At 65.7% G+C, this 23,105-nt stretch carries 27 protein-coding genes; 13 read left to right on the top strand and 14 right to left on the bottom strand.

Translation table 11 applies throughout. The annotated features are described in order from the left end of the window. Positions 1-226: 226 nt before the first annotated feature. A complete protein-coding gene (locus tag DB708_RS05810; RefSeq protein ID WP_108920966.1) occupies positions 227-1,093 on the top strand; it encodes a 3-hydroxyacyl-CoA dehydrogenase family protein in 867 nt (288 codons plus the stop codon). Here the strand turns inward: DB708_RS05810 and DB708_RS05805 are convergent. The 3 genes from DB708_RS05805 to DB708_RS05795 are packed head-to-tail and all read right to left on the bottom strand — an operon-like array spanning position 1,090 to position 2,772. Continuing rightward, positions 1,090-1,326 carry a hypothetical protein gene (locus DB708_RS05805; RefSeq protein ID WP_108920965.1) on the bottom strand — a complete coding sequence of 79 codons (237 nt, stop codon included), beginning with the start codon at positions 1,324-1,326 and terminating at the stop codon, positions 1,090-1,092. The genes DB708_RS05810 and DB708_RS05805 overlap by 4 nt on opposite strands. A gap of 54 nt (positions 1,327-1,380) precedes the next feature. After that, positions 1,381-1,998, bottom strand: coding sequence for a TetR/AcrR family transcriptional regulator (locus tag DB708_RS05800; protein WP_108920964.1), 618 nt, complete (start codon positions 1,996-1,998; stop codon positions 1,381-1,383). 3 nt (positions 1,999-2,001) lie between these two features. Continuing rightward, positions 2,002-2,772, bottom strand: a complete 771-nt coding sequence (locus tag DB708_RS05795) for an SDR family NAD(P)-dependent oxidoreductase (protein ID WP_108920963.1) — start codon at positions 2,770-2,772, stop codon at positions 2,002-2,004. Positions 2,773-2,836: 64 nt separating this feature from the next. Here DB708_RS05795 and DB708_RS05790 point away from each other — a divergent pair, with 64 nt between their 5' ends. Genes DB708_RS05790 through DB708_RS05775 form a run of 4 tightly spaced genes read left to right on the top strand, consistent with a single transcriptional unit; the run spans position 2,837 to position 7,041 of the window. After that, positions 2,837-4,090, top strand: coding sequence for an alkyl sulfatase dimerization domain-containing protein (locus DB708_RS05790; RefSeq protein WP_108920962.1), 1,254 nt, complete (start codon positions 2,837-2,839; stop codon positions 4,088-4,090). Then, positions 4,087-4,836: an SDR family NAD(P)-dependent oxidoreductase gene (locus tag DB708_RS05785; RefSeq protein ID WP_108920961.1), complete on the top strand. Its 750-nt coding sequence runs from the start codon at positions 4,087-4,089 to the stop codon at positions 4,834-4,836. Before DB708_RS05790 ends, DB708_RS05785 begins: the two co-directional genes overlap by 4 nt. A 4-nt stretch (positions 4,837-4,840) precedes the next feature. Next, complete coding sequence (locus tag DB708_RS05780; RefSeq protein ID WP_108920960.1) at positions 4,841-6,034, top strand: sulfotransferase family protein; 1,194 nt, start codon at positions 4,841-4,843, stop codon at positions 6,032-6,034. Next, a complete protein-coding gene (locus DB708_RS05775) occupies positions 6,031-7,041 on the top strand; it encodes a zinc-dependent alcohol dehydrogenase (protein WP_108920959.1) in 1,011 nt (336 codons plus the stop codon). Before DB708_RS05780 ends, DB708_RS05775 begins: the two co-directional genes overlap by 4 nt. Here DB708_RS05775 and DB708_RS05770 read toward each other — a convergent pair. Next, entirely contained in the window at positions 7,038-8,459 is a 1,422-nt protein-coding gene (locus DB708_RS05770; protein WP_108920958.1) for a phytoene desaturase family protein, read from the bottom strand. The genes DB708_RS05775 and DB708_RS05770 overlap by 4 nt on opposite strands. 138 nt (positions 8,460-8,597) lie before the next feature. Here DB708_RS05770 and DB708_RS05765 point away from each other — a divergent pair, with 138 nt between their 5' ends. Together DB708_RS05765 and DB708_RS05760 are read left to right on the top strand one after the other, a co-directional pair. Then, complete coding sequence (locus DB708_RS05765; RefSeq protein ID WP_108920957.1) at positions 8,598-9,173, top strand: HdeD family acid-resistance protein; 576 nt, start codon at positions 8,598-8,600, stop codon at positions 9,171-9,173. A 285-nt stretch (positions 9,174-9,458) separates the two neighbouring features. Continuing rightward, positions 9,459-10,343, top strand: a complete 885-nt coding sequence (locus tag DB708_RS05760) for a cyclopropane mycolic acid synthase family methyltransferase (RefSeq protein WP_108920956.1) — start codon at positions 9,459-9,461, stop codon at positions 10,341-10,343. A gap of 3 nt (positions 10,344-10,346) precedes the next feature. Here the strand turns inward: DB708_RS05760 and DB708_RS05755 are convergent, their stop codons facing one another. Both DB708_RS05755 and DB708_RS05750 read right to left on the bottom strand, forming a co-directional pair. After that, positions 10,347-10,835 carry a YbaK/EbsC family protein gene (locus tag DB708_RS05755; RefSeq protein WP_108920955.1) on the bottom strand — a complete coding sequence of 163 codons (489 nt, stop codon included), beginning with the start codon at positions 10,833-10,835 and terminating at the stop codon, positions 10,347-10,349. Positions 10,836-10,839: 4 nt separating this feature from the next. After that, a complete protein-coding gene (locus DB708_RS05750; protein WP_108920954.1) occupies positions 10,840-11,688 on the bottom strand; it encodes an SDR family oxidoreductase in 849 nt (282 codons plus the stop codon). A 303-nt stretch (positions 11,689-11,991) separates the two neighbouring features. Between DB708_RS05750 and DB708_RS05745 the strand changes: the two genes are divergently transcribed. After that, on the top strand, positions 11,992-12,654 hold the full coding sequence (locus tag DB708_RS05745; protein ID WP_165839741.1) for a sigma-70 family RNA polymerase sigma factor: 663 nt from the start codon (positions 11,992-11,994) through the stop codon (positions 12,652-12,654). Next, the gene (gene rsrA / locus DB708_RS05740; RefSeq protein WP_108920952.1) at positions 12,651-12,947 is read left to right on the top strand and encodes a mycothiol system anti-sigma-R factor; all 297 of its coding nucleotides are present in this window, start codon (positions 12,651-12,653) and stop codon (positions 12,945-12,947) included. The genes DB708_RS05745 and rsrA overlap by 4 nt, the downstream gene beginning before the upstream one ends. A gap of 31 nt (positions 12,948-12,978) precedes the next feature. Here rsrA and DB708_RS28305 read toward each other — a convergent pair whose 3' ends face one another. Continuing rightward, positions 12,979-13,053, bottom strand: a complete 75-nt coding sequence (locus DB708_RS28305) for a 50S ribosomal protein bL37 (protein WP_011728008.1) — start codon at positions 13,051-13,053, stop codon at positions 12,979-12,981. Between the two features lie 214 nt (positions 13,054-13,267). Between DB708_RS28305 and DB708_RS05730 the strand changes: the two genes are divergently transcribed. Further along, positions 13,268-13,483: a biotin/lipoyl-binding carrier protein gene (locus DB708_RS05730; protein WP_108921016.1), complete on the top strand. Its 216-nt coding sequence runs from the start codon at positions 13,268-13,270 to the stop codon at positions 13,481-13,483. Positions 13,484-13,532: 49 nt separating this feature from the next. Next, positions 13,533-15,035 (top strand): sensor histidine kinase, encoded by a 1,503-nt coding sequence (locus tag DB708_RS05725; protein ID WP_108920951.1) that lies wholly within the window; start codon positions 13,533-13,535, stop codon positions 15,033-15,035. Positions 15,036-15,060: 25 nt separating this feature from the next. On the opposite strand, the gene whiB1 is transcribed toward DB708_RS05725, so the two are convergent. Together whiB1 and DB708_RS05715 are read right to left on the bottom strand one after the other, a co-directional pair. Then, entirely contained in the window at positions 15,061-15,315 is a 255-nt protein-coding gene (gene whiB1, locus DB708_RS05720; RefSeq protein WP_036467351.1) for a transcriptional regulator WhiB1, read from the bottom strand. Between the two features lie 275 nt (positions 15,316-15,590). Continuing rightward, complete coding sequence (locus DB708_RS05715; RefSeq protein ID WP_108920950.1) at positions 15,591-16,556, bottom strand: diacylglycerol/lipid kinase family protein; 966 nt, start codon at positions 16,554-16,556, stop codon at positions 15,591-15,593. A 117-nt stretch (positions 16,557-16,673) separates the two neighbouring features. Between DB708_RS05715 and DB708_RS05710 the strand changes: the two genes are divergently transcribed. Beyond that, complete coding sequence (locus tag DB708_RS05710; RefSeq protein WP_108921015.1) at positions 16,674-17,102, top strand: hypothetical protein; 429 nt, start codon at positions 16,674-16,676, stop codon at positions 17,100-17,102. On the opposite strand, the gene DB708_RS05705 is transcribed toward DB708_RS05710, so the two are convergent. Genes DB708_RS05705 through DB708_RS05695 form a run of 3 tightly spaced genes read right to left on the bottom strand, consistent with a single transcriptional unit; the run spans position 17,054 to position 19,235 of the window. Then, on the bottom strand, positions 17,054-17,536 hold the full coding sequence (locus DB708_RS05705; RefSeq protein ID WP_108920949.1) for a GNAT family N-acetyltransferase: 483 nt from the start codon (positions 17,534-17,536) through the stop codon (positions 17,054-17,056). The genes DB708_RS05710 and DB708_RS05705 overlap by 49 nt on opposite strands. Continuing rightward, positions 17,533-18,633: an isochorismate synthase gene (locus tag DB708_RS05700; protein ID WP_108920948.1), complete on the bottom strand. Its 1,101-nt coding sequence runs from the start codon at positions 18,631-18,633 to the stop codon at positions 17,533-17,535. The genes DB708_RS05705 and DB708_RS05700 overlap by 4 nt, the downstream gene beginning before the upstream one ends. Next, a complete protein-coding gene (locus DB708_RS05695; protein ID WP_108920947.1) occupies positions 18,630-19,235 on the bottom strand; it encodes an acid phosphatase in 606 nt (201 codons plus the stop codon). Before DB708_RS05695 ends, DB708_RS05700 begins: the two co-directional genes overlap by 4 nt. A gap of 74 nt (positions 19,236-19,309) precedes the next feature. Here DB708_RS05695 and DB708_RS05690 point away from each other — a divergent pair, with 74 nt between their 5' ends. After that, positions 19,310-20,110 (top strand): ParA family protein, encoded by an 801-nt coding sequence (locus DB708_RS05690; RefSeq protein ID WP_108920946.1) that lies wholly within the window; start codon positions 19,310-19,312, stop codon positions 20,108-20,110. 44 nt (positions 20,111-20,154) lie between these two features. On the opposite strand, the gene DB708_RS05685 is transcribed toward DB708_RS05690, so the two are convergent. Both DB708_RS05685 and DB708_RS05680 read right to left on the bottom strand, forming a co-directional pair. Beyond that, positions 20,155-21,366, bottom strand: coding sequence for an Rv3212 family protein (locus tag DB708_RS05685; protein ID WP_108920945.1), 1,212 nt, complete (start codon positions 21,364-21,366; stop codon positions 20,155-20,157). Between the two features lie 24 nt (positions 21,367-21,390). Next, positions 21,391-22,890: a DEAD/DEAH box helicase gene (locus DB708_RS05680; protein ID WP_108920944.1), complete on the bottom strand. Its 1,500-nt coding sequence runs from the start codon at positions 22,888-22,890 to the stop codon at positions 21,391-21,393. Positions 22,891-23,105 lie beyond the last annotated feature (215 nt).

The following is a 23,105-nucleotide window of genomic DNA, read 5'->3' as shown; positions in this document are numbered from 1 at the left end:
CTCCGGGTTGCACAGCATCTGCGTATCGGCGCCCAGGACGGTTTCCAGCGCAGTGTCGAGCACATCGAAAGCCGCCGAAAGCGTCTCCCCGTCCGCGATGACACCCGTACCCATACCCCCGAAACTAAACCGACCCACCGACAAAACACCCCGCCGGGAAACCACTGAAACACGTGTGACACAAGAGGTTTCACAAAGCGGTAGCGGGCAGAGCTAACATGCACTTGTGACTGGTTCCTACACCTACGCCTTCGACGACATCCGAAACCGTCCGGTCGCGGTGATCGGGGCGGGCACTCTGGGCCGCCGCATCGCCCTGATGTTCGCGACCCGCGGCGGAACCGTGCGCATCTATGCGCGCCGCGCCGAACAGCGTGACGAAGCGACGCAGTTCGTGACTCAGGCACTACCCAAGCTGGTGGCCGACCGAGGATTTGGCGATGTCGGCGTCGTAACCGCCACCGGGTCGCTCGACGAGGCGTTGGACAGAACCTGGCTAGCCGTGGAGTCGGTCCCGGAGAAGCTCGACATCAAGATTGCGCTGTGGGGACAGATCGACCAAGTGGCCCCAGCGGGCACCATTTTCGGAACCAACTCGTCGTCCCTGCCCTCGCGCCTGATGGCCGAAAACGTGCACGACAAAACACGTTTGTGCAACATGCACTTCTACATGCCACCGGACATCAACGCGCTCGAGTTGATGTCGAACGGACAGACCGACCGCGGTCTGCTCGAGACGCTGCTAACCGTGCTGCCCGAATTCGGCGTGCATCCCTTCGAAGTGCGCAAGGAGAGCACCGGTTTCATCTTCAATCGCGTCTGGGCCGCCATTAAGCGCGAGTCGCTGGCCGTGGTTGCCGAGGGCGTGGCCCGACCCGAGGATATCGACGGGATGTTCAAGCTCGCCTTGGGTGTGTCGGTCGGCCCGTTTCAGATGATGGACCTGGTCGGCCTCGATGTCGTGCTCGACATCGAAAACCATTACGCCGCAGAGTTTCCGCACCTGCCGCTCAACGTGCGCGAGCTGCTGGCGTCCTATATCGACGCGGGCAAGCTCGGCATCAAGACCGGCGAGGGCTTCTACACGTACTAGTTGCTGAGAACCAGGCGCCAGTTGCCCTGAGCATCACGGTCCGGAACACACCAGAAGTTGTTCCAGCCACCCGGCGTCGTCGCCTTCACGCCCGGTCCGGCATCCTGGCATGCCTGCCGAGACGGATAGCTGCCCTCGGTCTGAATCGTGTCGGCGTTGCTGATGCCCAGCCCGGCAGTCATCAACCCCGCAACGGCCAGCGCACCGGCGGCAAAGAGTCGCTTCATGTTCATGGGCATCACGCTAAGCCTTGTCAGACGTCTGCACAGGGCTTTTGGCCATCATGGCTATGCGCGCTGCAGCGACACCGCGGTCGCGACGGCCTCGAGCAGCCGGGCGAGTTGCTCGGCGTTGCTGATCGTGCGGTCCCCGCCGGCAAGCCGGGTGAACACGCCCGCGATAAACGTCATGACGGCCGTCGTCTGCGCGTCGAGCAGCGCGGGATCGTCGGTGCCGGGTTGCAGGTGCGCGATCGCCTGACGAGTCATCGCGTTCATCCGGGCGACGAACGCCTGTGACGTCTCTGCGAGACCGGGATCGCGCACCGCTGCCATCAGCAATTCGTGCCGCGCGCGGTTCAGCATCAGTCCGGGTCCGTCGGCCTGCATCATGGTCAGCTCCGCCAGGTGCGCGAACGGCGAAAGCGGTTCCAGCGGCGCGTCGATCACCGATTGCAGATTGGCGACATCGATCTCGGCGACCCGCTTGCCGACGCCCCGCAACAACGCCGCTCGGGTGCGGTAGTAGTACGAGGTGGTGCCATCCGGTACTTCCGCGCAGCGATCGACCTGCCCGTGCGTCAACCCGCGCGACCCGTGCTCGGCCAGCACCTGGATCGCGGCGTCACACAGTTCGCGCCGGCGTTCGTCGCCGTTGCGCTTGCGGGATCGTGAGCTGGCTGCCATGGGTCACCGAAGGACGGTGCCGCCGTCGATGTTGACGACCTGACCGTTGATCCATTCGCCTTCCTCGGACAGCAGGAAGGCGACCAGCGCGGCGATGTCCTCGGGATCGCCGACCCGCGTCCCGCGAATGCGCTTGAGCGCCCCGGACTGCAGCTCCTGCCATTGCGTAACGGAGCGGATGGCCTCGGTCGCGGTGAATCCCGGTGCCACCGCGTTGCAGCGGATGCCTTGCTTGCCCCACCGGGAGGCGACATGGCGGGTCAGCGCGCCGATTCCGGCTTTCGCGGTGGCGTAGGCCGGTCGCGCGGGCTCGCCCTGAAACGCCGCCGCCGACGACATGTTGACGATTGCCCCGCCGCCGCTGGCGAGCATGCGCGGGATGGCGTATTTCATCGCGGCGACGTACCCGCGCAGGTTGACCGTCATCACGCGATCCCATACGTCGAAGTCGATATCGACCACATCGGAGTCGGCACGGATCGTGCTCATGTCGGCGCCGACATTGAACAGCAGGTCGACCCCGCCGTAAGTCGTTGCCGCAGTGTCGATCAGGTCGGAGACCGACGCGGGATCCGCGAGGTCGAACGCGACGTGCGATGCCGTGCCGCCGGCTGCGACGATGCGTGCGGCGGTCTGCTCCGCGGCGCCGGCCGCGACGTCGCCCACGACGACCCGGCAGCCTTCGGCCCCGAGCCGGGCGGCGGTCGCGGCACCGATGCCGGTGGCGCCGCCGACTACCACCGCAACTCGTTCGGCCAGACCGCGCAGTCCCATCAATCACCTTTTCCCGCGTCGAGGATATTGACTTTACCTCTAGAACTGTAGAGGATCGCAAGTCATGGCCGGAATTCACCGGGAGCGTCCCGGGGCCGCCGATCTGGCGGCGGCAACCGACACTCCTGCGACGCCGCTGGGCAACGACATCTGGATGTCGCCCGGCGTCTCCAACTCCTACGCCGTCGCCACCGATGAGGGTCGGGTCATCGTCAACGCCGGACTGGTGTTCGAAGGCCCGTTGCACCGCAAGGCTTTTGCCGACATTGCGGGCCTGGTGCGGGCCATCGTGGTCACCCAGGGGCATGCCGACCATTGGGGCGGGGTGACCACGCTGCGCGACGACGGCACCGAGCTGGTGATGCATCGCAACTACCGGTATTGGCGCGACGACAACAATCTGCTGATGGGCTATCGCGTGCCCAAGACGTCGTTCGCCTTCCAGAAGTTCTCCGACGCGGTCCTCGAGCACTTCAAGACCATCGATCCTGCGACGATTGACTTCTCCTTTCCCGAGCCGACAACGACGTTCGACCGCCACCATGAATTCACGGTCGGCGGAAGGGCTTTCGAGCTGTCCTGGACGCCGGGCGGCGAGACCACCGACGCGCTGGTGGTGTGGCTGCCCGAAGACCGAATCTTATTCAGCGGCAATCTGTTCGGGCCGCTGTTCGGCCACGTGCCGAATCTGATGACCATCCGCGGCGACCGGTATCGCGACCCGATTCTCTACATCGAATCGCTGAACACCGTGCTGGACTTCTCCCCGCAGCGCCTGATTACCGGACACTTCGCTCCGATCGAGGGTGCCGATCGCATCGCCGAGGAGGTCACCGCGATGCGCGACGCCATGCAGGCCGTACACGATCGCACCGCGGAGCTGATGAACTCCGGCGCCGACATCCACACCGCTATGCGCGACGTCAAGGTGCCCGAGCAGTTCGACATCGGCGAGGGCTACGGCAAGACGTCGTGGAACGTGCGCGCCATCTGGGAGATGTACACCGGATGGTTCCGGCATCGCTCCACCACCGAGCTCTTCGGTGTGCCAGCTGATTCCGTTGCGGCCGATGTGGTCAACGCCGCCGGCGCCGACGCGCTGGCCGAGGCGGCCCGCGGCCACGTCGACGACGGGCGGCCGCTGCAGGCGATTCACCTGACCGACCTTGTCCTCACCGCCCAACCCGCGCACCCCGGAGCGCGTGCCGTCGCCGCCGACGCCCATGAGGCCCTGCTCGGCGACAGCGAAAACTTCTGGGAAAGGGCCTGGCTCACCAAATCCATCAACGAATTAAGGACCTCGAAAGGACCCGCATGAACTCCATCAGGTTCGACTTCACCGGCGCCAATGTGCTGGTGACCGGTGGCACCAGCGGCATCGGTAATGCGATTGCCGCCGAGTTCGCCAAGGCGGGCGCTGACGTGACGGTGACCGGTACGCACGGGTCGACCGCCGACTATCCCGAGACGGACCTGAGCGCATTCACCTACCGTCAGTGCCAGATCCAGGATCCCGATGCCGTCGACGCTTTGGCCGACTCGCTAGGTGAACTCGACGTCCTGATCAACAACGCCGGCGGCCCGTACCCCGCCGGCGACGAATACGACCCGGATGGCTACGTCGCGTCGGTGACGCAGAACATGTTGGGCCCCATGAGGTTGACGATGCGCTGTCATGAACGCCTGAAGGCGAGCAAGGCGTCCGGCGGCGCAAGCGTCGTCAGCGTGGTCTCGATGTCCGCATTCCGCTCTGCCGTCTTCGTTCCGGGCTATGCGTCGTCGAAGATGGGTCTGGTCGCGTTGACGATGAACCTCTCCCGTCGGTGGGCCAACGACGGGATCCGGGTCAACACCATCGCGCCCGGGCTGATCGACACCCGAATGACGCACCCGGCCATGGCCGTGCCGGAAATCATGGACGTCGAGATCGGCTTCCACACCCCGCTGGGCCGACCCGGTACGCCGCAGGACTGCGCCGGCGCGGCGCTGTTCTTGTGTACCGATGCCGCGTCGTACATCACCGGCAGCACCATCGCCGTCGACGGCGGATACCTGACGGTCTAGCGCCATGAGCGATCAAAAAGACTACGACAACATCGCGACCACCGACGACGTCTTCAAGCTGGCGTCACAACGCACCGGGCTCAGCGAAATCGATTCCGACTCTTGGCGGGACGGACTGCAGCTGATCCTCGACGACCTCAACAATTCGCCGGCGTTCACGCAGTTCGGCCGGGAACGCATCCTCGACGACTCCACCAATGCGTTGGGACGTCGGATGCAGGTGCACGGCTACATCCAGCAGCACCCGGAGGTGCTCGACGCGCCCGTCGAGCGGCCACTGATCGTGCTTGGCATGCCGCGCACCGGCACCACGGTCATCAGCTACCTGCTCGACCGGGACCCGGGCCGCCGCTCGCTGCTGCACTGGCAGTGCGTGGACCCGATACCGCCGGCGCCCACCGAGTCGCTGCGCACCGACCCTCGCTGCCTGGCGCTGCTGGAGGAGCAGGCCAAGATCCTGGAGATGGTCACGCAGGCGAAAGTGGCTCTCCCACACTGGGAAGACGCCGACGGCCCGACCGAGGACATGTTCATTCACAACCAGGACTTCAAGGGCCTGTCCTGGGATTCGTTCCTGTCGACCTCGCGCTACTCCGAATGGCTCTTCGACGAGACCGACATGACGAGCACCTACGAGTACCAGAAGCGCTATCTGCAGGTGCTGCAGTCCACCGCGCCGGGCGCCTGGAGCCTGAAGATGCCCTCGCATTCGGTGCACATCGAGGCGCTGCTGAAGGTCTTCCCGGACGCCCGGCTGGTGTGGGCGCATCGCGACCCCTACAAGGCGACCGGGTCGCTGGCCAACCTGTGGAAGCTGCCCAAGGGGATGACACACAATCCCGAGGCCATCGACTCCGAAGCCATGGGGCGCAACGCGATGTGGCAGATGCGCTATCACGTGGACCGGCCGCTGCGGGCCCGTGAGCGCATCGGCGACGACCGCTTCTTCCACATGTACTACCACGAGATGATGCGCGACCCGATGGATGTGATGCGCCGCATCTACGCGTGGGCCGGCGATCCGCTGACAACCGAAGCCGAAGCGAGCATGCGCAATTGGCTCGCCGAACATCCGCAGGACAGGTTCGCGCTCAACTCCTACAGCCTGGACCAATACGGCCTGAGCGTCGAACAACTCGAGCCGGTTTTCGCCGAATACCTTGACACCTTCGACATCGAACTCGAGGCAGCGCCATGAAAATGTCAATCGTCACCGGACCGGGCCAGGCAGAGGTCATCGACGCCGACCGCCCGCAAGCCGGCCCGAACGACGTCCTGGTCCGGATGCGCGCCTGCGGCATCTGCGGTTCCGACGCCTTCTACATCACGATCGGCGGCATCCCGCCACGCCAGGGACACACACCGCTCGGGCACGAGCCGGCCGGTGAAGTCGTCGAGGTCGGCGATCAGGTGTCGGGTATCGCCGTCGGCGATCACGTCGTGATCAATCCGATGGTTGCGCCGGGCGGCATCATCGGCAACGGGGGAGCGGCCGGAGCGCTGGCGGATTACCTGCTGATCGAAAACGCGGTTCGCGGAACCAGTCTCGAGGTCATCCCCAGCCACATCCCCTGGGAGGTGGCCGCGCTGAACGAGCCGATGGCCGTCGCCCGCCACGGTGCCAACCAGTGCAAGCCCAAGCCGACCGACAAGGTTGTCGTGTTCGGAGCCGGGCCGGTCGGGCTGGGCGCCACGCTGGCCTTCAAATCCCTTGGCGTAAGCCATGTGGTGGTCGTGGACCTGATCCCCGCCCGACTGGAGAAGGCGCTACAGATCGGCGCCGACGCCGTGATCAACTCCGCCGAAGAGAGCGTCGTGCACCGCCTCATCGAATTGCACGGTGAGGGCGAATCGATGTTCCCCGGCAAGGCCGGCACCGATATCTACCTCGACGCCGCCGGGGCATCCGCGGTCGTCGATACCGCGCTGCTCGCCGCCAAGAAGGGCGCAACCCTGGGAATCGTTGGCGTCCACAAAGAGCCGGTACCCGTCGAGTTCGTCAACATCATGAGCAACGAGATCACCATCGTCGGATCGATGGGATATCCCGACGAAATCTTCGAGGTGACCAAGGACATCGTGGCGAACTGGGAGAAATACGCGCTGATCGTCAGCCACACCATCCCGTTCGACAGCGTCGGCGAGGCGCTCGAACTGGCCAGCACGCCCGGCTCCGCCGACAAGGTCGTGGTGACTTTCCCCTAACCCCGCCCGGTCAGGTAGTCGAGGGCGAGCCGCGCGGCGTTGGCGCCGCACATGCCGTGCGCGCCCGGTCCGGGTGGAGTGGCCGCCGAGCAGATGTACATGCCTGGTACACCAATGGTATAGGGCGACAGCGTGATTCGCGGTCCGAAAGTCAGCTGGCGAATGTCCTTCGAGCCGGTCATGATGTCGCCACCGGCGTAGTTGGCGTTGAAGGTGGCCATCTGCGTCGTCGTGCGAACGGTGTGGCCGACGATGCGGTCGCGGAAGCCCGGCGCGAACCGCTCGATCTGGGCGATGATCGCCGCCGTCGCGTCGCCGGTGTAGCCGTTGGGGACGTGCGCGTAGCTCCACACCGGGTGGGTATTGCCGACCGACCGTTGTGGATCGGCCAGGTACTGCTGACCTATCAGCACGAAGGGCCGCTCGGGCATTCTTCCGGCGTGAACGTCTCGCTCGTTGGCGGCGAGTTCCGCGTAGGTGCCGACCAGATGCACGGTCCCGGCCCGATGCGCGTCGGGGTTCGTCCACGGCACGCCGCCCTCGACGGCGAAGTCGACCTTGAACGCGCCGGGGCCCCGCCGGAACTTGGTGAAGGCGGCCGAGATTCGGCGCGGGAGACGATCCCCGAGGATACCCGCGACCGCGCTCGGCGCCAGGTCGAACATCGTGACGTCCGTCGGCGGCAGCTGCGACGAATTCTGCACCCGGACAGCGGTTTCGATCTTGCCGCCCAAGTCGGTCAGCAGCGTGGCCATCGCGTTGGCGATCGACTGCGATCCGCCCTCGGCCACCGCCCAGCCGTGCCGGTGCCCGGCCGCGAGCAGGCCCATTCCGATGGCCGAGGTCATCGGGTAGTGCAGCGGCCGGAAGGCATGGGCCGCAACACCTCCGAACAACCCCCGGCCTTCTTCGGTGCGGAACGCCCGCGCGAACGTCGATCCGGGAAGCAGAGTGGGCGCACCGAACCGGGCCAGCATCAGCGGATGATGCGGGATCCGCAGCAGCGGCCCCATGATGTCGTCGCTGAGTGAGTCGAAATGGGCGGCCGGGTAACCGAACGCGAGGCGCCATAGCGCCCCGTCGCGGCCCAGGCCGGCCGCCGTCTGCTCCACCGAGCGGTGCAGCACGCCGGCGCTGCCGCCGTCGAGTGGGTGCACGCAATCGATCTCCGGCCAGCGCCATACCAATCCGTACCGCTGCAGGTTGAAGCTGCTCAGGAAGGGCGAGCCGACGGCCATCGGGTGGATCGCCGAGCACTGGTCGTGCAGCAGGCCCAGAATGATCGCTTCGGCGCTGCGCATGCCACCGCCGATTTCGTCGGCGGCCTCGAGCACGGTTACCTGCACGCCCTTGGCGGCCATGCAGATGGCGGCCGCAAGCCCGTTGGGGCCACTACCCACCACCACTGCGGTACTCATCGTTACTGTGCACGTTACCGCGAGCACACTTCTGGCCCAGGGGGTTGCGTCCGGCATTGCTGGCAATGCCCGTGCGCGATGCTGAATTGTGTCGCCGCGGACATCTCATTTTCACCAATTGTGGCTAATGATATTGACATGGCTATTCGCGACGACACCGTTTTCGAAGGTCCTCTTGGACGGCTTGCCCGCAGTGCGTGGCAAGTGCTCCTCCTCACCGGCATCCTGGCGGTTGCGCTGGGTGTCATCGTCCTGGCCTGGCCAGGACAGACGCTGTTCGTGGCAGGTGTGCTGTTCGGCATCTACCTGGTGGTTTCCGGAATCGGCTACGTGTTCGCCGCCTTCGGCTCGCACGCCGGCGCGGCGATGAGAGTGTTGACATTTATCACCGGCATCGTGTCGCTGATTCTGGGATTCTTCTGCTTCCGCGAAGAATTCGAAGCCGTCACGCTTTTGGCGATCTGGATCGGTATCAGCTGGCTGTTCCGCGGGATGACGCTGCTCGGCGCGGCGTTGGCCCTGGATCACATGCCCGGCCGCGGTTGGCAGATCCTGTCCGGCTTAATCATTGTGATCGGTGGTGCCGTGCTGATCGTCTCGCCGCTCCGCTCGATCGCCGTGCTGACGCTGGTCGCCGGCTGCTGGCTGATCGCCATCGGCATCGTCGACGTGATCAGTGCCCTGCAGGTTCGCAGCCGGACGAAAGCTGCCTAGCAACGAAATCTTTTGGAACACAACGCCGGTCGCTTTGCGGCCGGCGTTGTGTGTTGACGGCTCAACCGCGGGATGCGGTCGCCCAGGCGACGCGCGTCGTCCGCAAAGCTCCATTTGTTTGCTGAATGCCAGTTTCCTCGTGGTGATAGGTATCGTTTCAGTTAGCTGAAGGCGGGCCGGTCAGTTCGCGGTAACCGGCTCTATAGACTGAGGCAACCGGAAAGTCGATCTATTTCGATCGCATACCGCAAAGCCCAATTAAGCCCCGATATCAAAGGTTGTGCCTTGTCCTCAAAGGAAAGCGAAACTCCTGGTCTGAAGCCGCATTTCGAGGACGTGCAGGTACACTACGACCTGTCCGACGAATTCTTCGCGCTCTTCCTGGATCCGACGCGCACCTATAGCTGCGCCTATTTCGAGCGCGACGACATGACGCTCGAAGAGGCGCAGTTCGCCAAGGTCGACCTATCGCTGGGAAAGCTCGGGCTGCAACCCGGCATGACGTTGCTCGACGTCGGTTGTGGGTGGGGCACCACGATCGTCCGGGCGCTCGAGCGTTACGACGTCAACGTCGTCGGCCTGACGCTGAGCCGCAATCAGCAGGCGCACGTCCAGCGGCGTCTTGATGAGCATCCCTGCGCGCGGAGCAAGCGAGTGCTGCTGCAGGGGTGGGAACAGTTCGACGAGAAAATCGACCGAATCGTGTCAATCGGCGCCTTCGAGCACTTCGGACGCGACCGGTACGACGACTTCTTCAAAACCGCCTACGAGGCGCTCCCCGCCGACGGGGTGATGATGTTGCACACCATCATCAAGCCCAGCGATGAGGAATTCGCCGAGCGCGGACTGCCCATCACCATGACCAAGCTTCGGTTCATGAAATTCATCATGGACGAGATCTTCCCTGGTGGAGACCTGCCCAACGTCAAGTCCGTCGAGGAGCATGCGACGCGCGCCGGTTTCGCCGTCAAGCTCGTCCAGCCGCTGCGCCTGCACTACGCCCGCACCCTCGACACCTGGTCGGCCGCGCTCGAGGCCCAGCGTGACGAGGCCATCGCGATCCAGTCGCAAGAGGTCTACGACCGGTACATGAAGTACCTGACCGGTTGCGCGGAGCTTTTCCGCGAGGGCTACACCGACGTCGCGCAGTTCACGCTGACCAAAGGCTGACAGCTAGGCCGCAATGTTCGCGGTGACCGCGCCGGTAACCCGGATTAGGTCTCGCGGGGCGACTGCCACGTCCCAGCCGCGGCGCCCGGCGCTGCAGAACACCCGTTCCCAGCAGAGCGCACCGGAATCGATGACCGTCGGAAGCGGCTTGCGCTGGCCGAACGGCGACACCGCGCCGAGAACGTAGCCGGTGGCCCGCTCGGCGGCGGTGGGTTCGGCCATGGCCGCTTTGGTCGCCCCCAGCGCTGCGGCGGCCGCCTTCAGTGAGAGCCGGGCGGACGCCTGCACGATCGCGACGGCCAGCCCACCGGGTACCGCGATGACCAGCGTCTTGTAGATCTGCTCGGGCGAAATGCCACCGGCCTGGGTCAGCGCGTTGACCGCTTCGGAACCGAACGAACGCTCCCGCGGGTCGTGGTCGAACTTCACGACCTGGTGCGCCACCCCGGCCTTGGTCAGCGCCGCGATGGCAGGCGTCGCAGCGCCGGCCATCCGGCTAGGGACCCGAGTACCCCGGCGGGTTGACGCCTTCCACCCAGAAGTCCTCGCCGAGCTTCGAACCGGGGATGCAGTCGTACGCGGACAAGTCGGTGACACCCGATTCGAGCAGCACGTCCTCGCACAGCAGCGAGTTGCCGGTGTATTCCTTGGACGGCTTGTTGAGGATGACGTAGGCCGCGTCGGAGTAGATCTCGGGTTTACGGGCCCGCCCCATCGCCTCGTCACCGCCGAGCAGGTTCTGCACCGCGGCGGTGGCCACCAGCGTGCGTGGCCACAGCGTGTTGGACGCGATGCCCTCGCTGCGCATCTCCTCGGCGATCCCCAGCGCGCACAGCGTCATGCCGAATTTGGCCATCATGTAAGCCGTCGGCTTCAGCCATTTGCTCTCCAGCAGCACCGGCGGCGACAGCGTCAGGATGTGTGGGTTTTCCCTGCCCTTCATGTGCGGCAGACACGCCTGGGATACCGCATACGTGCCGCGCACCTGGATGCCGTTCATCAGGTCGAATCGCTTCATCGGCACCTCGGCGATGGAGCCCAGGTTGATCGCGGACGCGTTGTTCACGCAGATGTCGATGCCGCCGAACTGCTCGACGGTCTTGGCCACCGCGGATTCGACGGAATCCGGGTCGCGGACATCCCCAACGATCGGCAGTGCCTGGCCGCCGGCCTCCTCGAGTTCCTTGGCCGCGGTGTACACCGTTCCCGGCAACTTCGGGTGCGGCTCGGCGGTTTTGGCGATCAGCGCGATGTTGGCGCCGTCCTGGGCGGCGCGTTTGGCGATTGCCAGGCCGATACCGCGACTAGCGCCGGAGATGAACATGGTCTTGCCATTCAGGGACATGGCGTCACACTAACGCCATCGGGGTCCGGCCGGATCGGGGGACCGCGCCGATTGTGCCGGAACAGGAAATAGCACGTCGGCTCGCGCTGTTGATCCAATCGGTCTCGAGAAACGCGTGTGAGCGACCCGGGCAAACATTGTCGGTTGCAGCCTTTAGATTGGGAGGAGGATCTGGTGTCAACGGCGACGAGCTTGTTAGGCAGTTCAACAGGCGAGGAGCAGTTTGCTCGCTTATTTGCGAGTCCGGGGTCGCTAGCGGTGCCTCCCGGCGACGCCGCAACAGAAGGGACCGTGTTAATCGAGATGGCCGACATCGCAGATGGCCCAGACGCAGTGACCGGTTCTGACACTGTCGAGCCCACCCCGGTTGAGGAAACCGATGCGGAGCTGACGGCGCGCTTCGAGCGAGACGCGATTCCGCTGCTCGATCAGCTCTATGGTGGCGCGCTGCGCATGACGCGCAACCCCGCGGACGCCGAGGACCTACTTCAGGAAACGATGGTCAAGGCCTACGCCGGATTTCGGTCGTTCCGAGCCGGCACCAACCTCAAGGCGTGGTTGTACCGGATTCTGACCAACACCTACATCAACAGCTACCGCAAGATGCAGCGCCAGCCCGCGGAGTATCCGACCGAGGAGATCACCGACTGGCAGTTGGCGGCCAATGCCGAACATTCCTCAACGGGGCTGCGTTCGGCCGAGGTCGAGGCCTTGGAAGCATTGCCGGACACCGAGATCAAAGCCGCCTTGCAGGCGCTGCCGGAAGAGTTCCGGATGGCGGTGTACTACGCCGATGTGGAGGGTTTCCCGTACAAGGAGATCGCCGAAATCATGGACACTCCCATTGGGACGGTAATGTCTCGGCTGCATCGGGGTCGCCGTCAGTTGCGCTCGTTGCTGGCTGATGTGGCCAAGGAGCGCGGTTTCACCCGGGGTCAGCAGACGCACGAGGAGGTGTCGTCATGAGCGAGTTTCCGCCCGATGTCCCCTCGGCAGGTGCAGATCCGCGGACTAAGGCCGAGTGCGCCGAATTGATCGCCGAGGTATGGACGCTGCTCGACGGTGAATGCACGCCCGAAACGCGGCAAAAGCTGAAGCAGCACCTCGATGAATGCCCGCCATGTCTGCGGCTTTTCGGGATTGAGGAGCAATTCAAGGCGCTGATCTCGACCAAGTGCAGCGGCGAAAAGGCGCCAGCGACCTTGCGGGAGCGGCTGCGGCTCGAGATTCGCCGCACCACGATCATCCGGGACGTGTAGCAGCGCCTCGCGCAAGCGCGACTACCAGGGGTTATGCGTTGGGACGCTTGCCGTGGTTGGCTTTGCTGTGTTTGCGGTCACGCTTCTTGCGGCCACGCTTGGCCATGGGGAGAACCTCCGTCGTTCGTTCATGATCTCGGCGCTGAGCGCCAGTCAGGTTGCCGTCCATTCTCTCACGGCGACGCCCGTGGCATTTCACCCCTCCGGCGCGAGCACGCGCGCCGCTGTGCCCGATGATGTTGTGGTTCGATATACATGAGCTTGATAGAAGCCCGGACCAGCAGTCAGCATGCGGAATGGCCCAAACGAGTGGGGTGAAGATGGCCGAGGATGTTCGAGCCGAGATCGTGGCCAGCGTGCTCGAGGTCGTTGTCAACGAGGGCGACCAGATCGGCAAGGGCGACATCGTGGTGCTGCTGGAGTCGATGAAGATGGAGATTCCGGTCTTGGCCGAAATCGACGGCACGGTCAGCAAGGTGAGTGTGTCGGTCGGCGATGTCATACAGGCAGGCGACCTTATCGCCGTGATCAGCTAGCCGCTCGGCGCTTCGTACCTACCGCCGTGGGACGACACGGGAGTATTTGATGTCCACGCTAGGTGATCTTCTTGCCGAACACACGATGCTGCCCGGCAACGCCGTAGACCATTTGCATGCGGTGGTCGGGGAGTGGCAGCTGCTGGCCGACCTGTCGTTCGGCGATTACCTGATGTGGGTTCGCCGCGACGACGGCGTGCTGGTGTGTGTGGCGCAATGCCGGCCGAACACCGCGCCCACCCTTCTGCAGACCGATTCGGTGGGCAGCGTCGTGGCCGGCGAGCGGCTACCGCTGGTCGCCCAAACCTTCGCGTCGGGCGCCGCTGCGCGGAAAGCCGGTGCGAGCCAACAAGACTCGTGGCAGCTGCCCGGGCCGCACGTCGCGGCCTCCCCGGTGCGCTACGCCGACCAGGTGGTGGCGGTGCTCACCCAGCACCAAACCTCGCTGGCGGATCATCAGAACTCCGGGCAGCTGGAGACTGCCTACCGCGAATGCGCCGCTGATCTCGTTCACATGCTGTCGGAGGGCACGTTTCCCGACGTGCGCGATGTCGCGATGTCGCGTTCGACGCCACGAGTCGGCGACGGATTCATCCGCCTCGACGTCGACGGCGTGGTCGCCTATGCCAGCCCCAATGCCCTGTCGGCGTATCACCGCATGGGACTGACGAGTGAGTTGGAGGGCCACAACCTCATTCGGATCACGCGGCCGTTGATCTCCGACTCATTCGAAGCACAAGAAATGGCCGAGCACGTGCAGGCCTTGCTGGCCGGCGGCAAAAGCATGCGGATGGAGGTCGACGCCGGCGGCGCCACGGTGCTGCTGCGGACCTTGCCGCTGGTGGTACACGGCGCCAGCACCGGCGCCGCGCTGCTGATTCGCGACGTGACCGAGGTCAAACGCCGCGACCGGGCCCTGATATCCAAGGACGCGACGATCCGCGAGATCCACCATCGGGTGAAGAACAACCTGCAAACGGTTGCCGCGCTGCTGCGCCTGCAGGCCCGCCGGACGGTCAACGCCGAAGGCCGGGAGGCCCTGATCGAATCCGTGCGCCGGGTGTCGTCGATCGCCCTGATCCACGACGCGTTGTCGATGTCGGTCGACGAGCAGGTGAATCTCGACGAGGTGATCGACCGGATCCTGCCGATCATGAACGACGTGGCCTCGGTGGACAGGCCGATTCGGATCAACCGGGTCGGCGATCTGGGTGTGCTGGACTCCGACCGGGCAACGGCACTGATCATGGTGATCACCGAACTGGTGCAGAACGCGATCGAGCATGCGTTTGACGCGGCCGCTCAGGAAGGTTCGGTGGCGATCCGCGCCGAGCGCTCGGCGCGCTGGCTGGACGTGGTGGTGCACGACGACGGACGGGGACTGCCCGAAGGGTTCAGCCTGGAGAAGTCCGACAGCCTGGGCCTGCAGATCGTGCGCACCCTGGTAGCGGCGGAGCTGGACGGCACCCTGGGAATGCGTCAAGCGCCCCGCGGCGGCACCGATGTGGTGCTGCGGGTGCCGATCGGTCGGCGGTCCAGACTGCTGCTGTAGCTGCCCGCGCTGTCTAGAGACTGGGTCAGACTCCGCTGCGGGCCTTCGTCCGGGCGTTGCGGCGCTTGAGTGCGCGCCGCTCGTCTTCGCTCATGCCGCCCCACACGCCGGAGTCCTGACCGGTGTTCAAGGCCCACCCGAGGCACTCTGTGGTCACCGAACACCGATTGCAGACCAGTTTCGCGTCAGCGATCTGCGCGAGAGCCGGCCCGCTGTTCCCTACCGGGAAAAACAGCTCCGGGTCCTCGTCACGACAGACCGCCTTGTGGCGCCAATCCATAAGTAGTTACTCCTCACTATGTGCGCAGCATCGCGCACGGGCGTTATTTCTTCGGCTCTTAACGCTTGCATCGGCAAGGGTCCGTTCGGTACCCCCACAAAATCTCTGCATGCAACCTTTCGATCGTTTCACAGGGACAACAGATGTCAATAGCGTGAGTTAGTGCGTGGGCTATCTCACTTTGATTAAGGCTTAGCCAGGCCCTTACTCCGTTGTACTACACTCGCCGGTTACTCTGGCGACGATTTCCGGCCGATCCGGCCGATTCCCACAGTTCAGCGGGCTTTGCTTTGGGGCGGCGCCGCCACGGGCAGCGCATCGCGCACCGCTCGGAACGTCATCGAATCGCGCAGCCCGACGTACTCGCCGTCGTATTGACTGGCGACTGGCTCGCCGCTGCAAGTGATCCGCAGGCAAGCCGTGTCGTCGTCGCGGACAAGTTGTTTCGCTTCCGGGTTCGGCTGCTTCGAGAGAATCTGGCGCAGTAATCGAAGCGTGGGAATCACCTTCATGCTGGTGACTGCGAACACGCCAAGGCCCGACTCGAAGCTGCAACCCGGGTTGGTCACCATTGGCCTGCTGTTGCTGTAGGTCCAGGGAGTCGTGTTGGACACCCAGGCGAACTGCACACCCGAAACCGGATCGCGGCCAGGCAACTCCAGTGTCATCTCGGGTGCGCGGCGGCTGTAGCGCAGCGTGGCCGGCACCGCCACCCGCCAATACCGCAACGGCGTGACCTTCACGCCCTTGTTCCGTTGGGCTTCCACCGCGGCGACCACCTCGGCGTCGACGCCCATTCCGGCGTTGATCACGGCCCACTGCTCGCCGCAGTCGATCAGGCTGATGCGTCGCCAGATCTGGTGGTGTTGGTAGTCGTCGATCAGCTGGATGAGCTGGTTGGTGGCGGCGACCGGATCGCGGGAGATTCCGAGTGATCTCGCCAGCACATTCGCCGAACCGCCGGGCACCACCGCGACCGCGGGAACGTGCCCCGACCGCGTCGCACCGGGACGGCCCAGCATGCCGTTGACGACGCCACTCACCGTGCCGTCGCCGCCGTGTACGACGACCAAGTCCACCCCGTCCTCGGCAGCCGCGCGGCCGAGTTCGGTGCCGTGACCGTGATGATTGGTGTGCTCGACGGTGAGCACGAGGCGGCTCTTGAGTGCGTGCGCCAGCAGATCGCGGGCGGCCGATGTGGTGGACGTTGCTGCTGGGTTCACGATCAGCACGGCGCGCATGACGCACGAGCTTATGCCGGACGGTTAAGGCCCCGCTGTGGGGGAACCGCCGCTCCGAGGGGGATGCGTCAGCGTGGCTACGCTGACGCTGTGAATCGCGGTTCCCGAAACCAGGAGATACCACCGCCCCCTTCCGCCGTTCGTCGCGCGGGATTCATCGTCGCGGCCCAAGGTCTGGCCGCGTTGGCGATGGCCGTGGTCCTGGTGGTGCGCGCCGTCGCCGGAGCCGACCAGCGGGTGGTCAACGGTTTAGGCACCGCGGTCTGGTTCCTGCTGCTCGGCGGGGCGGTGCTGGCGGCCGGACGCGCACTGGTGATCGGTAAGCGCTGGGGGCGCGGGCTGGCGGTGTTCACTCAGCTGTTGTTGTTGCCGGTGGCCTGGTATGTCGTGGTGGGCTCACATCGGCCGGGCTTCGGCATCCCGGTGGCCGCGGTGGCGCTCGCCGCGCTGATCTTGCTCTTCAGCCCCTCGGCGCTGCGCTGGGTCACCGCTGGCGATCAGCGCGGGCCGGCCAACTCGCCCAGTGCCGGCCCGGACAGCCGATAGGTGGTCCACTGGGTCTGCGGTTGCCCGCCGACCTCGTCGTAGAGCGCGATCGCGTCGGTGTTCCAGTTCAGCACCGCCCAGGACAACCGGGTGTAGCCGTTGTCGACGCATTCGGCCGCCAGGGCCGCTAGCAGTCCGCGGGCCAGGCCGCGGCGGCGAAACCTGTTGCGTACGAACAAGTCTTCGAGGTAGATGCCCGAGACGCCGTCCCACGTAGAGAAGTTGACGAACCACAGCGCCATCGCGGCGATCTCGCCGTCAACTTCGGCGACATGTGCGTACGCGGTCGCTGAATTACCGAAAAGCGCTGCAGAGATCTGCTTTTCGGTGACAGTGCAATCATCGGCGGCGTGCTCGAATTCGGCCAGCGTGTGGATCATGTCAGTGATGTCGGCGGTGTCCTTGGGTGTGGCTCGGCGGATTTGCTCGGTCACTGCTCGACTCCCAGCGCGTTGAGTATCGTGGCGAATTTTGTTGTGGTCTCGTCAACTTCGTCGTCGGGATCCGACTCCGCGACTATGCCGCCGCCGGCGCGGGCCAGCGCGCTGCGCCGGTCCGCGGACAGCTGCGCGCAGCGGATGGACACCACCCAACAGCCGTCGCCGTTGGCGTCGCACCAGCCCACTGCCCCGGCATAGAAGCCGCGGTCGCCTTCGAGTTCGGCGATGAGTTCGGACGCGGCCTTGGCCGGCACCCCTCCGACCGCCGGGGTGGGATGCAGGGCCAGCGCCAGATCGATTGCGGTGGTTGACTTATCGCGCAGTGTGCCGCTGATCGGCGTGCACAGGTGCCATACCGCCGCCGTGCGGCTCAACTGCGGTTCGGGCGCTATGAGCAGCTCGTCACAGAGCGGCTCCAGGGCCACCCGCATCGTGTCGATGACCAGCTGATGCTCGTGACGATCCTTGGCGGATGCGGCCAGCGCGGCGCCGTTGGCGGTGTCGATTTCTGGATCCGCGGCGCGTGGGGCCGAACCGGCGAACGGCTTGCAGATCACCCGGTCGCCGTCGCGCGCGACCAGCAGTTCCGGGCTGGCACCCACCAGCGCCGCGCCCGCGTAGTCCGTGCCGGCGGCGGTCAGGTCGACCAGATAGCAGTACGCCGTCGGGTCGTTGGCGATCAGCCGGCTCAGGATGACGCGCGCGTCCAGCCTGCTATCGGCGGCCAGTTGCAATGCCCGGGCCAGCACCACCTTGCTCAGCGAGGTGTCGGGTGCCCTCAGCTCATCCCGTGCGCGGCTGATCCGGGCGCGGTAGTCGGCCGGCGGCGGGATGGTCGCGGCGATGCGCATGCGAGGCAGTGGACCCGTCGGCCAGTCGGGTGGCGCGTCGTTGCGGCATACCGCATCCGGCACCAGCAACGCGGCGGGTCGCTCTACGTCGAAGGGTAACGCGCCCAACACTATTGGGACCGATCCCGACGTCAGAGCGGCTTGGGCGACGCCCACGTCGCTGTAGCGCGTCCGCACCCCTTCGCCGATCAGGGTGCCCCGCGGGCCGCATAGCGCGAACGGCGGCTGGACCGAACTCACCCTGCCGCGATCGGCGCAGCGGTCAGCCCGAGCGCAAGGAGTTGTTGTATTCCGTGCTCGAAGCCGCACATCGCGACCGACGCGGTCCGCATGCCGAATCGGCGGCCCTCCACGAGCGGCAGCTCGACCCAGCGCGTGATCACCGCGCGGGAAAAGTGACCGTGGCTGACGAACACCACGTCGTGCGATTCCAGGTGCTCATAGGCCATCGCGATGGCCCGGTCCGCGCGCTCGCAGACCTCTGCGACGCTTTCCCCGCCGGGACACCCGTGCGTCCACACCAGCCAATCGGGGACGGTTTCGCGGATCTTTTCGGTTGTGACGCCTTCGTATTCGCCGTAATCCCACTCCGCGAGCAGCGGCGAGATCTCGTCGACGGTCAGGCCGGCCAGCTCGGCGGTAACCAGGGTGCGCTGACGCGGGCTGCTGATCACCACGGGGTCCTCGAGGCTCAACCCACTCAGCACGCCGCCGGACAGCTTGGCCTGCGTTCGGCCGTTTTCGGTCAGCTCGATCTCGGTGCTACCGGTGTGCTGGCCCGATAACGACCACTCGGTTTCGCCGTGACGCAGCAAGACTAGTCGGTGGTTGTGCAAGCCCATATCGACTGATTCTGCCCGAGACTTGCGGGCCCGTCGCACTTAGCTCCCGGCCTTGAACATGCCAGGATGGCAGAGTGAGTGAGATGCGTGTATTGGCGGTTGCCAACCAGAAGGGCGGAGTCGCCAAGACGACAACGGTTGCCTCGCTGGGCGCGGCGATGGTGGATAAGGGCCGGCGCGTGTTGCTTGTCGATCTGGATCCACAGGGTTGTCTGACGTTCTCGCTTGGGCAGGATCCCGACAAGTTGCCCCTGTCCGTGCACGAAGTGCTGCTCGGTGAGATCGAGCCGAGCGCCGCGCTGGTCACCACGATGGAGGGAATGACGCTGCTGCCGGCCAACATTGACTTGGCGGGCGCCGAGGCGATGCTGTTGATGCGGGCCGGGCGCGAATACGCGCTCAAGCGTGCGCTGGCCAAAGTCTCCGATCAATTCGACGTCGTCGTCATCGATTGCCCGCCGTCGCTGGGGGTGCTGACCCTCAACGGGTTGACCGCCGCCGATGAGGTGATCGTGCCGCTGCAGTGCGAGACGCTGGCGCATCGCGGTGTGGGTCAATTCCTGCGCACCGTCGCCGATGTCCAGCAGATCACCAATCCGAATCTGCGGCTGCTGGGCGCGCTGCCGACGTTGTACGACTCGCGCACCACCCACACCCGCGATGTGCTGCTCGACGTCGCGGACCGCTACGAGTTGCCGGTGCTCGCGCCGCCGATCCCGCGTACCGTGCGCTTCGCCGAAGCCAGCGCGTCGGGCTCATCGGTGATGGCGGGGCGCAAAAACAAAGGCGCGGTGGCCTACTCCACGCTGGCGCAGGCCTTGCTCAAACACTGGAAGTCCGGCAAACCGCTGCCGACGTTCGCCATCGACGCGTAAGCATCAGCCCGGGCCACCGCATTTTGGGTGGGCGTCGACGGCGTCTAGCCCAGGGCCACCACGGTGTTGCCCCGCTGCTCGAACACGTGCGAGCCGGACACGGCCGGAACGACCGCCTGGTTGCTCGGCGCCCGATCCACGGCAATGTTGCGCTCATTGACTCCCGTCACCGGGTCGTAGACACCGATCGCGCCGGTGACCGGGATGAGCAGCTTGCCGGCCATCATGGTGCCGGGGCCTAACGGGACCGTCCGCTCGCCCGCGGCGACGGTGTAGCGCAGGGTCAGGTTGCTCGCCTCGAAGACCAGCACGGAATCGCCGGTCCACCAGGTCACCAGGTTGCCCGCCTGCGAGACCGCCGAGTTCGACGGCGGCTTGGGCAGCAGCGTGCTCGCCACCGTGGTACCCATTTCATCGACGACGTCGACCCTGGGCTGCGGCAGCGGCAGATACACCGCCGCGTTGCTCTGCCAAACCGTCAGCACGCGAGCGCCCGAGTTCGCCGTGATCCCGGGTTCGGCGACGAAATGCTGCTGCGGCTCGTCGTCTTCCTTGCCCGGGCGCAACAACGCGAGTCGCAGGTTGGCTTGATTCGCGCAGCTCTCCAGCACCGCGACCTCCAGCGAGCTGGCTGCTCCCGACGCCAGCTTGCATCCAGAGTGCAGCCCGCGCGAGGACGGCTTCACCCGGGCGTCGGTCTCGCCATAGGCAAGCATCCGGACCATGTCGGAACGCCACAGCTCCAGTCGGGTGTCGCCGACCGACAACACCGTCGTGCCGTCCGACGACAGGCGCACCTGCGGGTCGGCGTAGCTGCTGCGGGCGGCCCCGCGGCGGCCGGTGGATCCGTCGATGGTGCTGACCTGGCCGCAACCGCGGTCGTCGCGGTAGACCGCGACCGCGTAGTGGTAGACCCAGGACAGGCCGCACAGGTCGGTGTCGCGGGAGTAGCTCCAGCGCGTCTGGCCGGTGCCGGCGTCGCGCCCGTCCACCTCGCGACCGTCGCCGGTGGTCACCGTTCCGCCGACAATCACCGGTGCCGTGGTGGCGGAGCTGGCGGCGGTCCACAGCTGCTTCAGGCTGGCCGGCACCTCGCGGGCCAAACTCGGGTTGGGTGCCGGTGTCGCGGCGGGGCGGCTGATCGTGGCTCGGGCGTCGCTGGTCCACCAGATCAGCGAGGCGATTGCGGCGACAACGACCGCGATTGCCGCGGCGGCCAACAGATCGCCCTTGGTGCGGCGTTCGGGTTTGACCATGCCTGGGCCGTCGATTCAGCTGGTTCAGTTGGCGTTGGTGGCGGCTTCCGCCGGCTTGTGGCGGCGACGGCGACGACGGTTGTTCGCGCCGTTACTGCCATTGCTGGACGCCGAACCCGTCTCCGTCGCGGCTTCGCCGTCGGTGCCATTGCCGGCTGGGCGGCCGTTCACGGGCTCGCCAGCGCGGGTTCGCCGCCGCCGGTTACCCGAGCGGGCCCGGGCCGGTTTTTCCGACGTGGTGCTGCGTTCGGTGTCGCGGCGCTTGACCGGCGACTTGCGCGGCGTACCGATTGTGCCGCCAGCCTCGCCCGGAATGCCCAGCTCGGTATACAGGTGCGGCGAGTTGGAGTAGGTCTCGGCCGGATCGGGGGAGCCCAGGTTCAGCGCCTTGTCGATCGCCGTCCAGCGGGGCAGTTCGTCCCAGTCCACCAAAGTGACGGCGATTCCGGTCTTTCCGGCGCGACCGGTACGGCCGATTCGGTGCACGTAAGCCTGTTCGTCCTCGGGGATCTGGTAGTTGATGACGTGGGTGATGTCATCGATATCGATACCGCGGGCTGCCACGTCGGTGGCCACCAGCACGTCGACGTCGCCGGCCCGAAAGGCCTTGAGTGCCTTCTCGCGGGCGATCTGCCCGAGGTCGCCGTGCACGGCACCGACCTTGAAGCCGCGCTCGGCCAGCTCGTCGGCCACCTTCTGGGCGGTGCGCTTGGTGCGGGTGAAGATCATCGTCGCGCCGCGGCCGTCGGCCTGCAGTATCCGGCTGACCATCTCCACCTTGTCCAGCGCGTGGGCGCGGTAGACGAACTGCTCGGTGGTGTCGTGGGTGGCCGCCGAGTGCGGCGCCTCCGCCCGGATATGAGTGGGCTGAACCATGAAGGTGCGGGCAAGCGTGATGATCGGGTCCGGCATGGTGGCCGAGAACAGCATCGATTGCCGGTCGGCCGGTATCTGGCGCAGAATGCGCTCGATGTCCGGCAAGAAGCCCAGGTCGAGCATCTCGTCGGCTTCATCGAGAACCAGTACCGAGAGCCCGCCGAGCTGCAGGTGACCTTGCTGCGAAAGGTCGAGCAGCCGGCCCGGCGTGCCCACCACGACGTCGGCGCCGGCGCGCAGCGCGTCGATCTGCGGTTCGTAGGCCCGTCCGCCGTAGATGGAGACCACCGACAGCCGGCGGTCCTCGTCGGCGAGCAGATGTTTGGCCGCGGCGGCCAGGTCCTCGGTGACCTGAAGGCACAGCTCGCGGGTCGGCACTACGACCAGGGCGCGCGGCGTGCCATTGAGCGGCCGCACCCCGACGCCATTGGTGACGCGCTGCAGCAGCGGGACGCCGAAGGCGAGGGTTTTACCCATCCCGGTGCGGGCCTGGCCGATGACGTCGTCTCCGGCCAGCGCCATCGGCAGAGTCAGTTCCTGGATGGCGAAGGCGTGCTCGATGCCCTTCTCGGCCAGTGCTCGGACGATCTCGTCGCGGACGCCGAGTTCGGCAAAAGTGGGTTCAGTTTTGCTTGTCAGTGCAGTCATGCGTGGGTGATGTACCTTTCGGTGACTTATTCGTTTGGGTCGGTTCTCTGTCGCGGTCACGGTCGCGGTCACGCGCGCACGAATTCCGACTCCAAGTCGCCGAGTCGCCGAGCCCTGCTGAGATGGGGGGCCAGCGGTGCACGCACATTTCGCCGACAGCAGCATTTGAAGAAATACAGCCGCTATCTATCTGCATGATAGCTGGTCGACAGCGC

The organism is Mycobacterium montefiorense, assembly GCF_003112775.1.
Classification (GTDB): domain Bacteria; phylum Actinomycetota; class Actinomycetes; order Mycobacteriales; family Mycobacteriaceae; genus Mycobacterium; species Mycobacterium montefiorense.
Note: the sequence above shows the minus strand (reverse complement) of the source record. Positions and strands in the feature narration are given on the sequence as shown.

What these genes read in the sequence shown, in the direction of transcription:
- DB708_RS05805 (WP_108920965.1), bottom strand. Translation starts at nt 1,326, where the DNA reads ATGAACATGAAGCGACTCTTTGCCGCCGGTGCGCTGGCCGTTGCGGGG.
- DB708_RS05800 (WP_108920964.1), bottom strand. Translation starts at nt 1,998, where the DNA reads ATGGCAGCCAGCTCACGATCCCGCAAGCGCAACGGCGACGAACGCCGG.
- DB708_RS05795 (WP_108920963.1), bottom strand. Translation starts at nt 2,772, where the DNA reads ATGGGACTGCGCGGTCTGGCCGAACGAGTTGCGGTGGTAGTCGGCGGC.
- DB708_RS05790 (WP_108920962.1), top strand. Translation starts at nt 2,837, where the DNA reads ATGGCCGGAATTCACCGGGAGCGTCCCGGGGCCGCCGATCTGGCGGCG.
- DB708_RS05785 (WP_108920961.1), top strand. Translation starts at nt 4,087, where the DNA reads ATGAACTCCATCAGGTTCGACTTCACCGGCGCCAATGTGCTGGTGACC.
- DB708_RS05780 (WP_108920960.1), top strand. Translation starts at nt 4,841, where the DNA reads ATGAGCGATCAAAAAGACTACGACAACATCGCGACCACCGACGACGTC.
- DB708_RS05775 (WP_108920959.1), top strand. Translation starts at nt 6,031, where the DNA reads ATGAAAATGTCAATCGTCACCGGACCGGGCCAGGCAGAGGTCATCGAC.
- DB708_RS05770 (WP_108920958.1), bottom strand. Translation starts at nt 8,459, where the DNA reads ATGAGTACCGCAGTGGTGGTGGGTAGTGGCCCCAACGGGCTTGCGGCC.
- DB708_RS05765 (WP_108920957.1), top strand. Translation starts at nt 8,598, where the DNA reads ATGGCTATTCGCGACGACACCGTTTTCGAAGGTCCTCTTGGACGGCTT.
- DB708_RS05755 (WP_108920955.1), bottom strand. Translation starts at nt 10,835, where the DNA reads ATGGCCGGCGCTGCGACGCCTGCCATCGCGGCGCTGACCAAGGCCGGG.
- DB708_RS05750 (WP_108920954.1), bottom strand. Translation starts at nt 11,688, where the DNA reads ATGTCCCTGAATGGCAAGACCATGTTCATCTCCGGCGCTAGTCGCGGT.
- DB708_RS05745 (WP_165839741.1), top strand. Translation starts at nt 11,992, where the DNA reads ATGGCCGACATCGCAGATGGCCCAGACGCAGTGACCGGTTCTGACACT.
- rsrA (WP_108920952.1), top strand. Translation starts at nt 12,651, where the DNA reads ATGAGCGAGTTTCCGCCCGATGTCCCCTCGGCAGGTGCAGATCCGCGG.
- DB708_RS05730 (WP_108921016.1), top strand. Translation starts at nt 13,268, where the DNA reads ATGGCCGAGGATGTTCGAGCCGAGATCGTGGCCAGCGTGCTCGAGGTC.
- DB708_RS05725 (WP_108920951.1), top strand. Translation starts at nt 13,533, where the DNA reads ATGTCCACGCTAGGTGATCTTCTTGCCGAACACACGATGCTGCCCGGC.
- whiB1 (WP_036467351.1), bottom strand. Translation starts at nt 15,315, where the DNA reads ATGGATTGGCGCCACAAGGCGGTCTGTCGTGACGAGGACCCGGAGCTG.
- DB708_RS05715 (WP_108920950.1), bottom strand. Translation starts at nt 16,556, where the DNA reads ATGCGCGCCGTGCTGATCGTGAACCCAGCAGCAACGTCCACCACATCG.
- DB708_RS05695 (WP_108920947.1), bottom strand. Translation starts at nt 19,235, where the DNA reads ATGGGCTTGCACAACCACCGACTAGTCTTGCTGCGTCACGGCGAAACC.
- DB708_RS05685 (WP_108920945.1), bottom strand. Translation starts at nt 21,366, where the DNA reads ATGGTCAAACCCGAACGCCGCACCAAGGGCGATCTGTTGGCCGCCGCG.
- DB708_RS05680 (WP_108920944.1), bottom strand. Translation starts at nt 22,890, where the DNA reads ATGACTGCACTGACAAGCAAAACTGAACCCACTTTTGCCGAACTCGGC.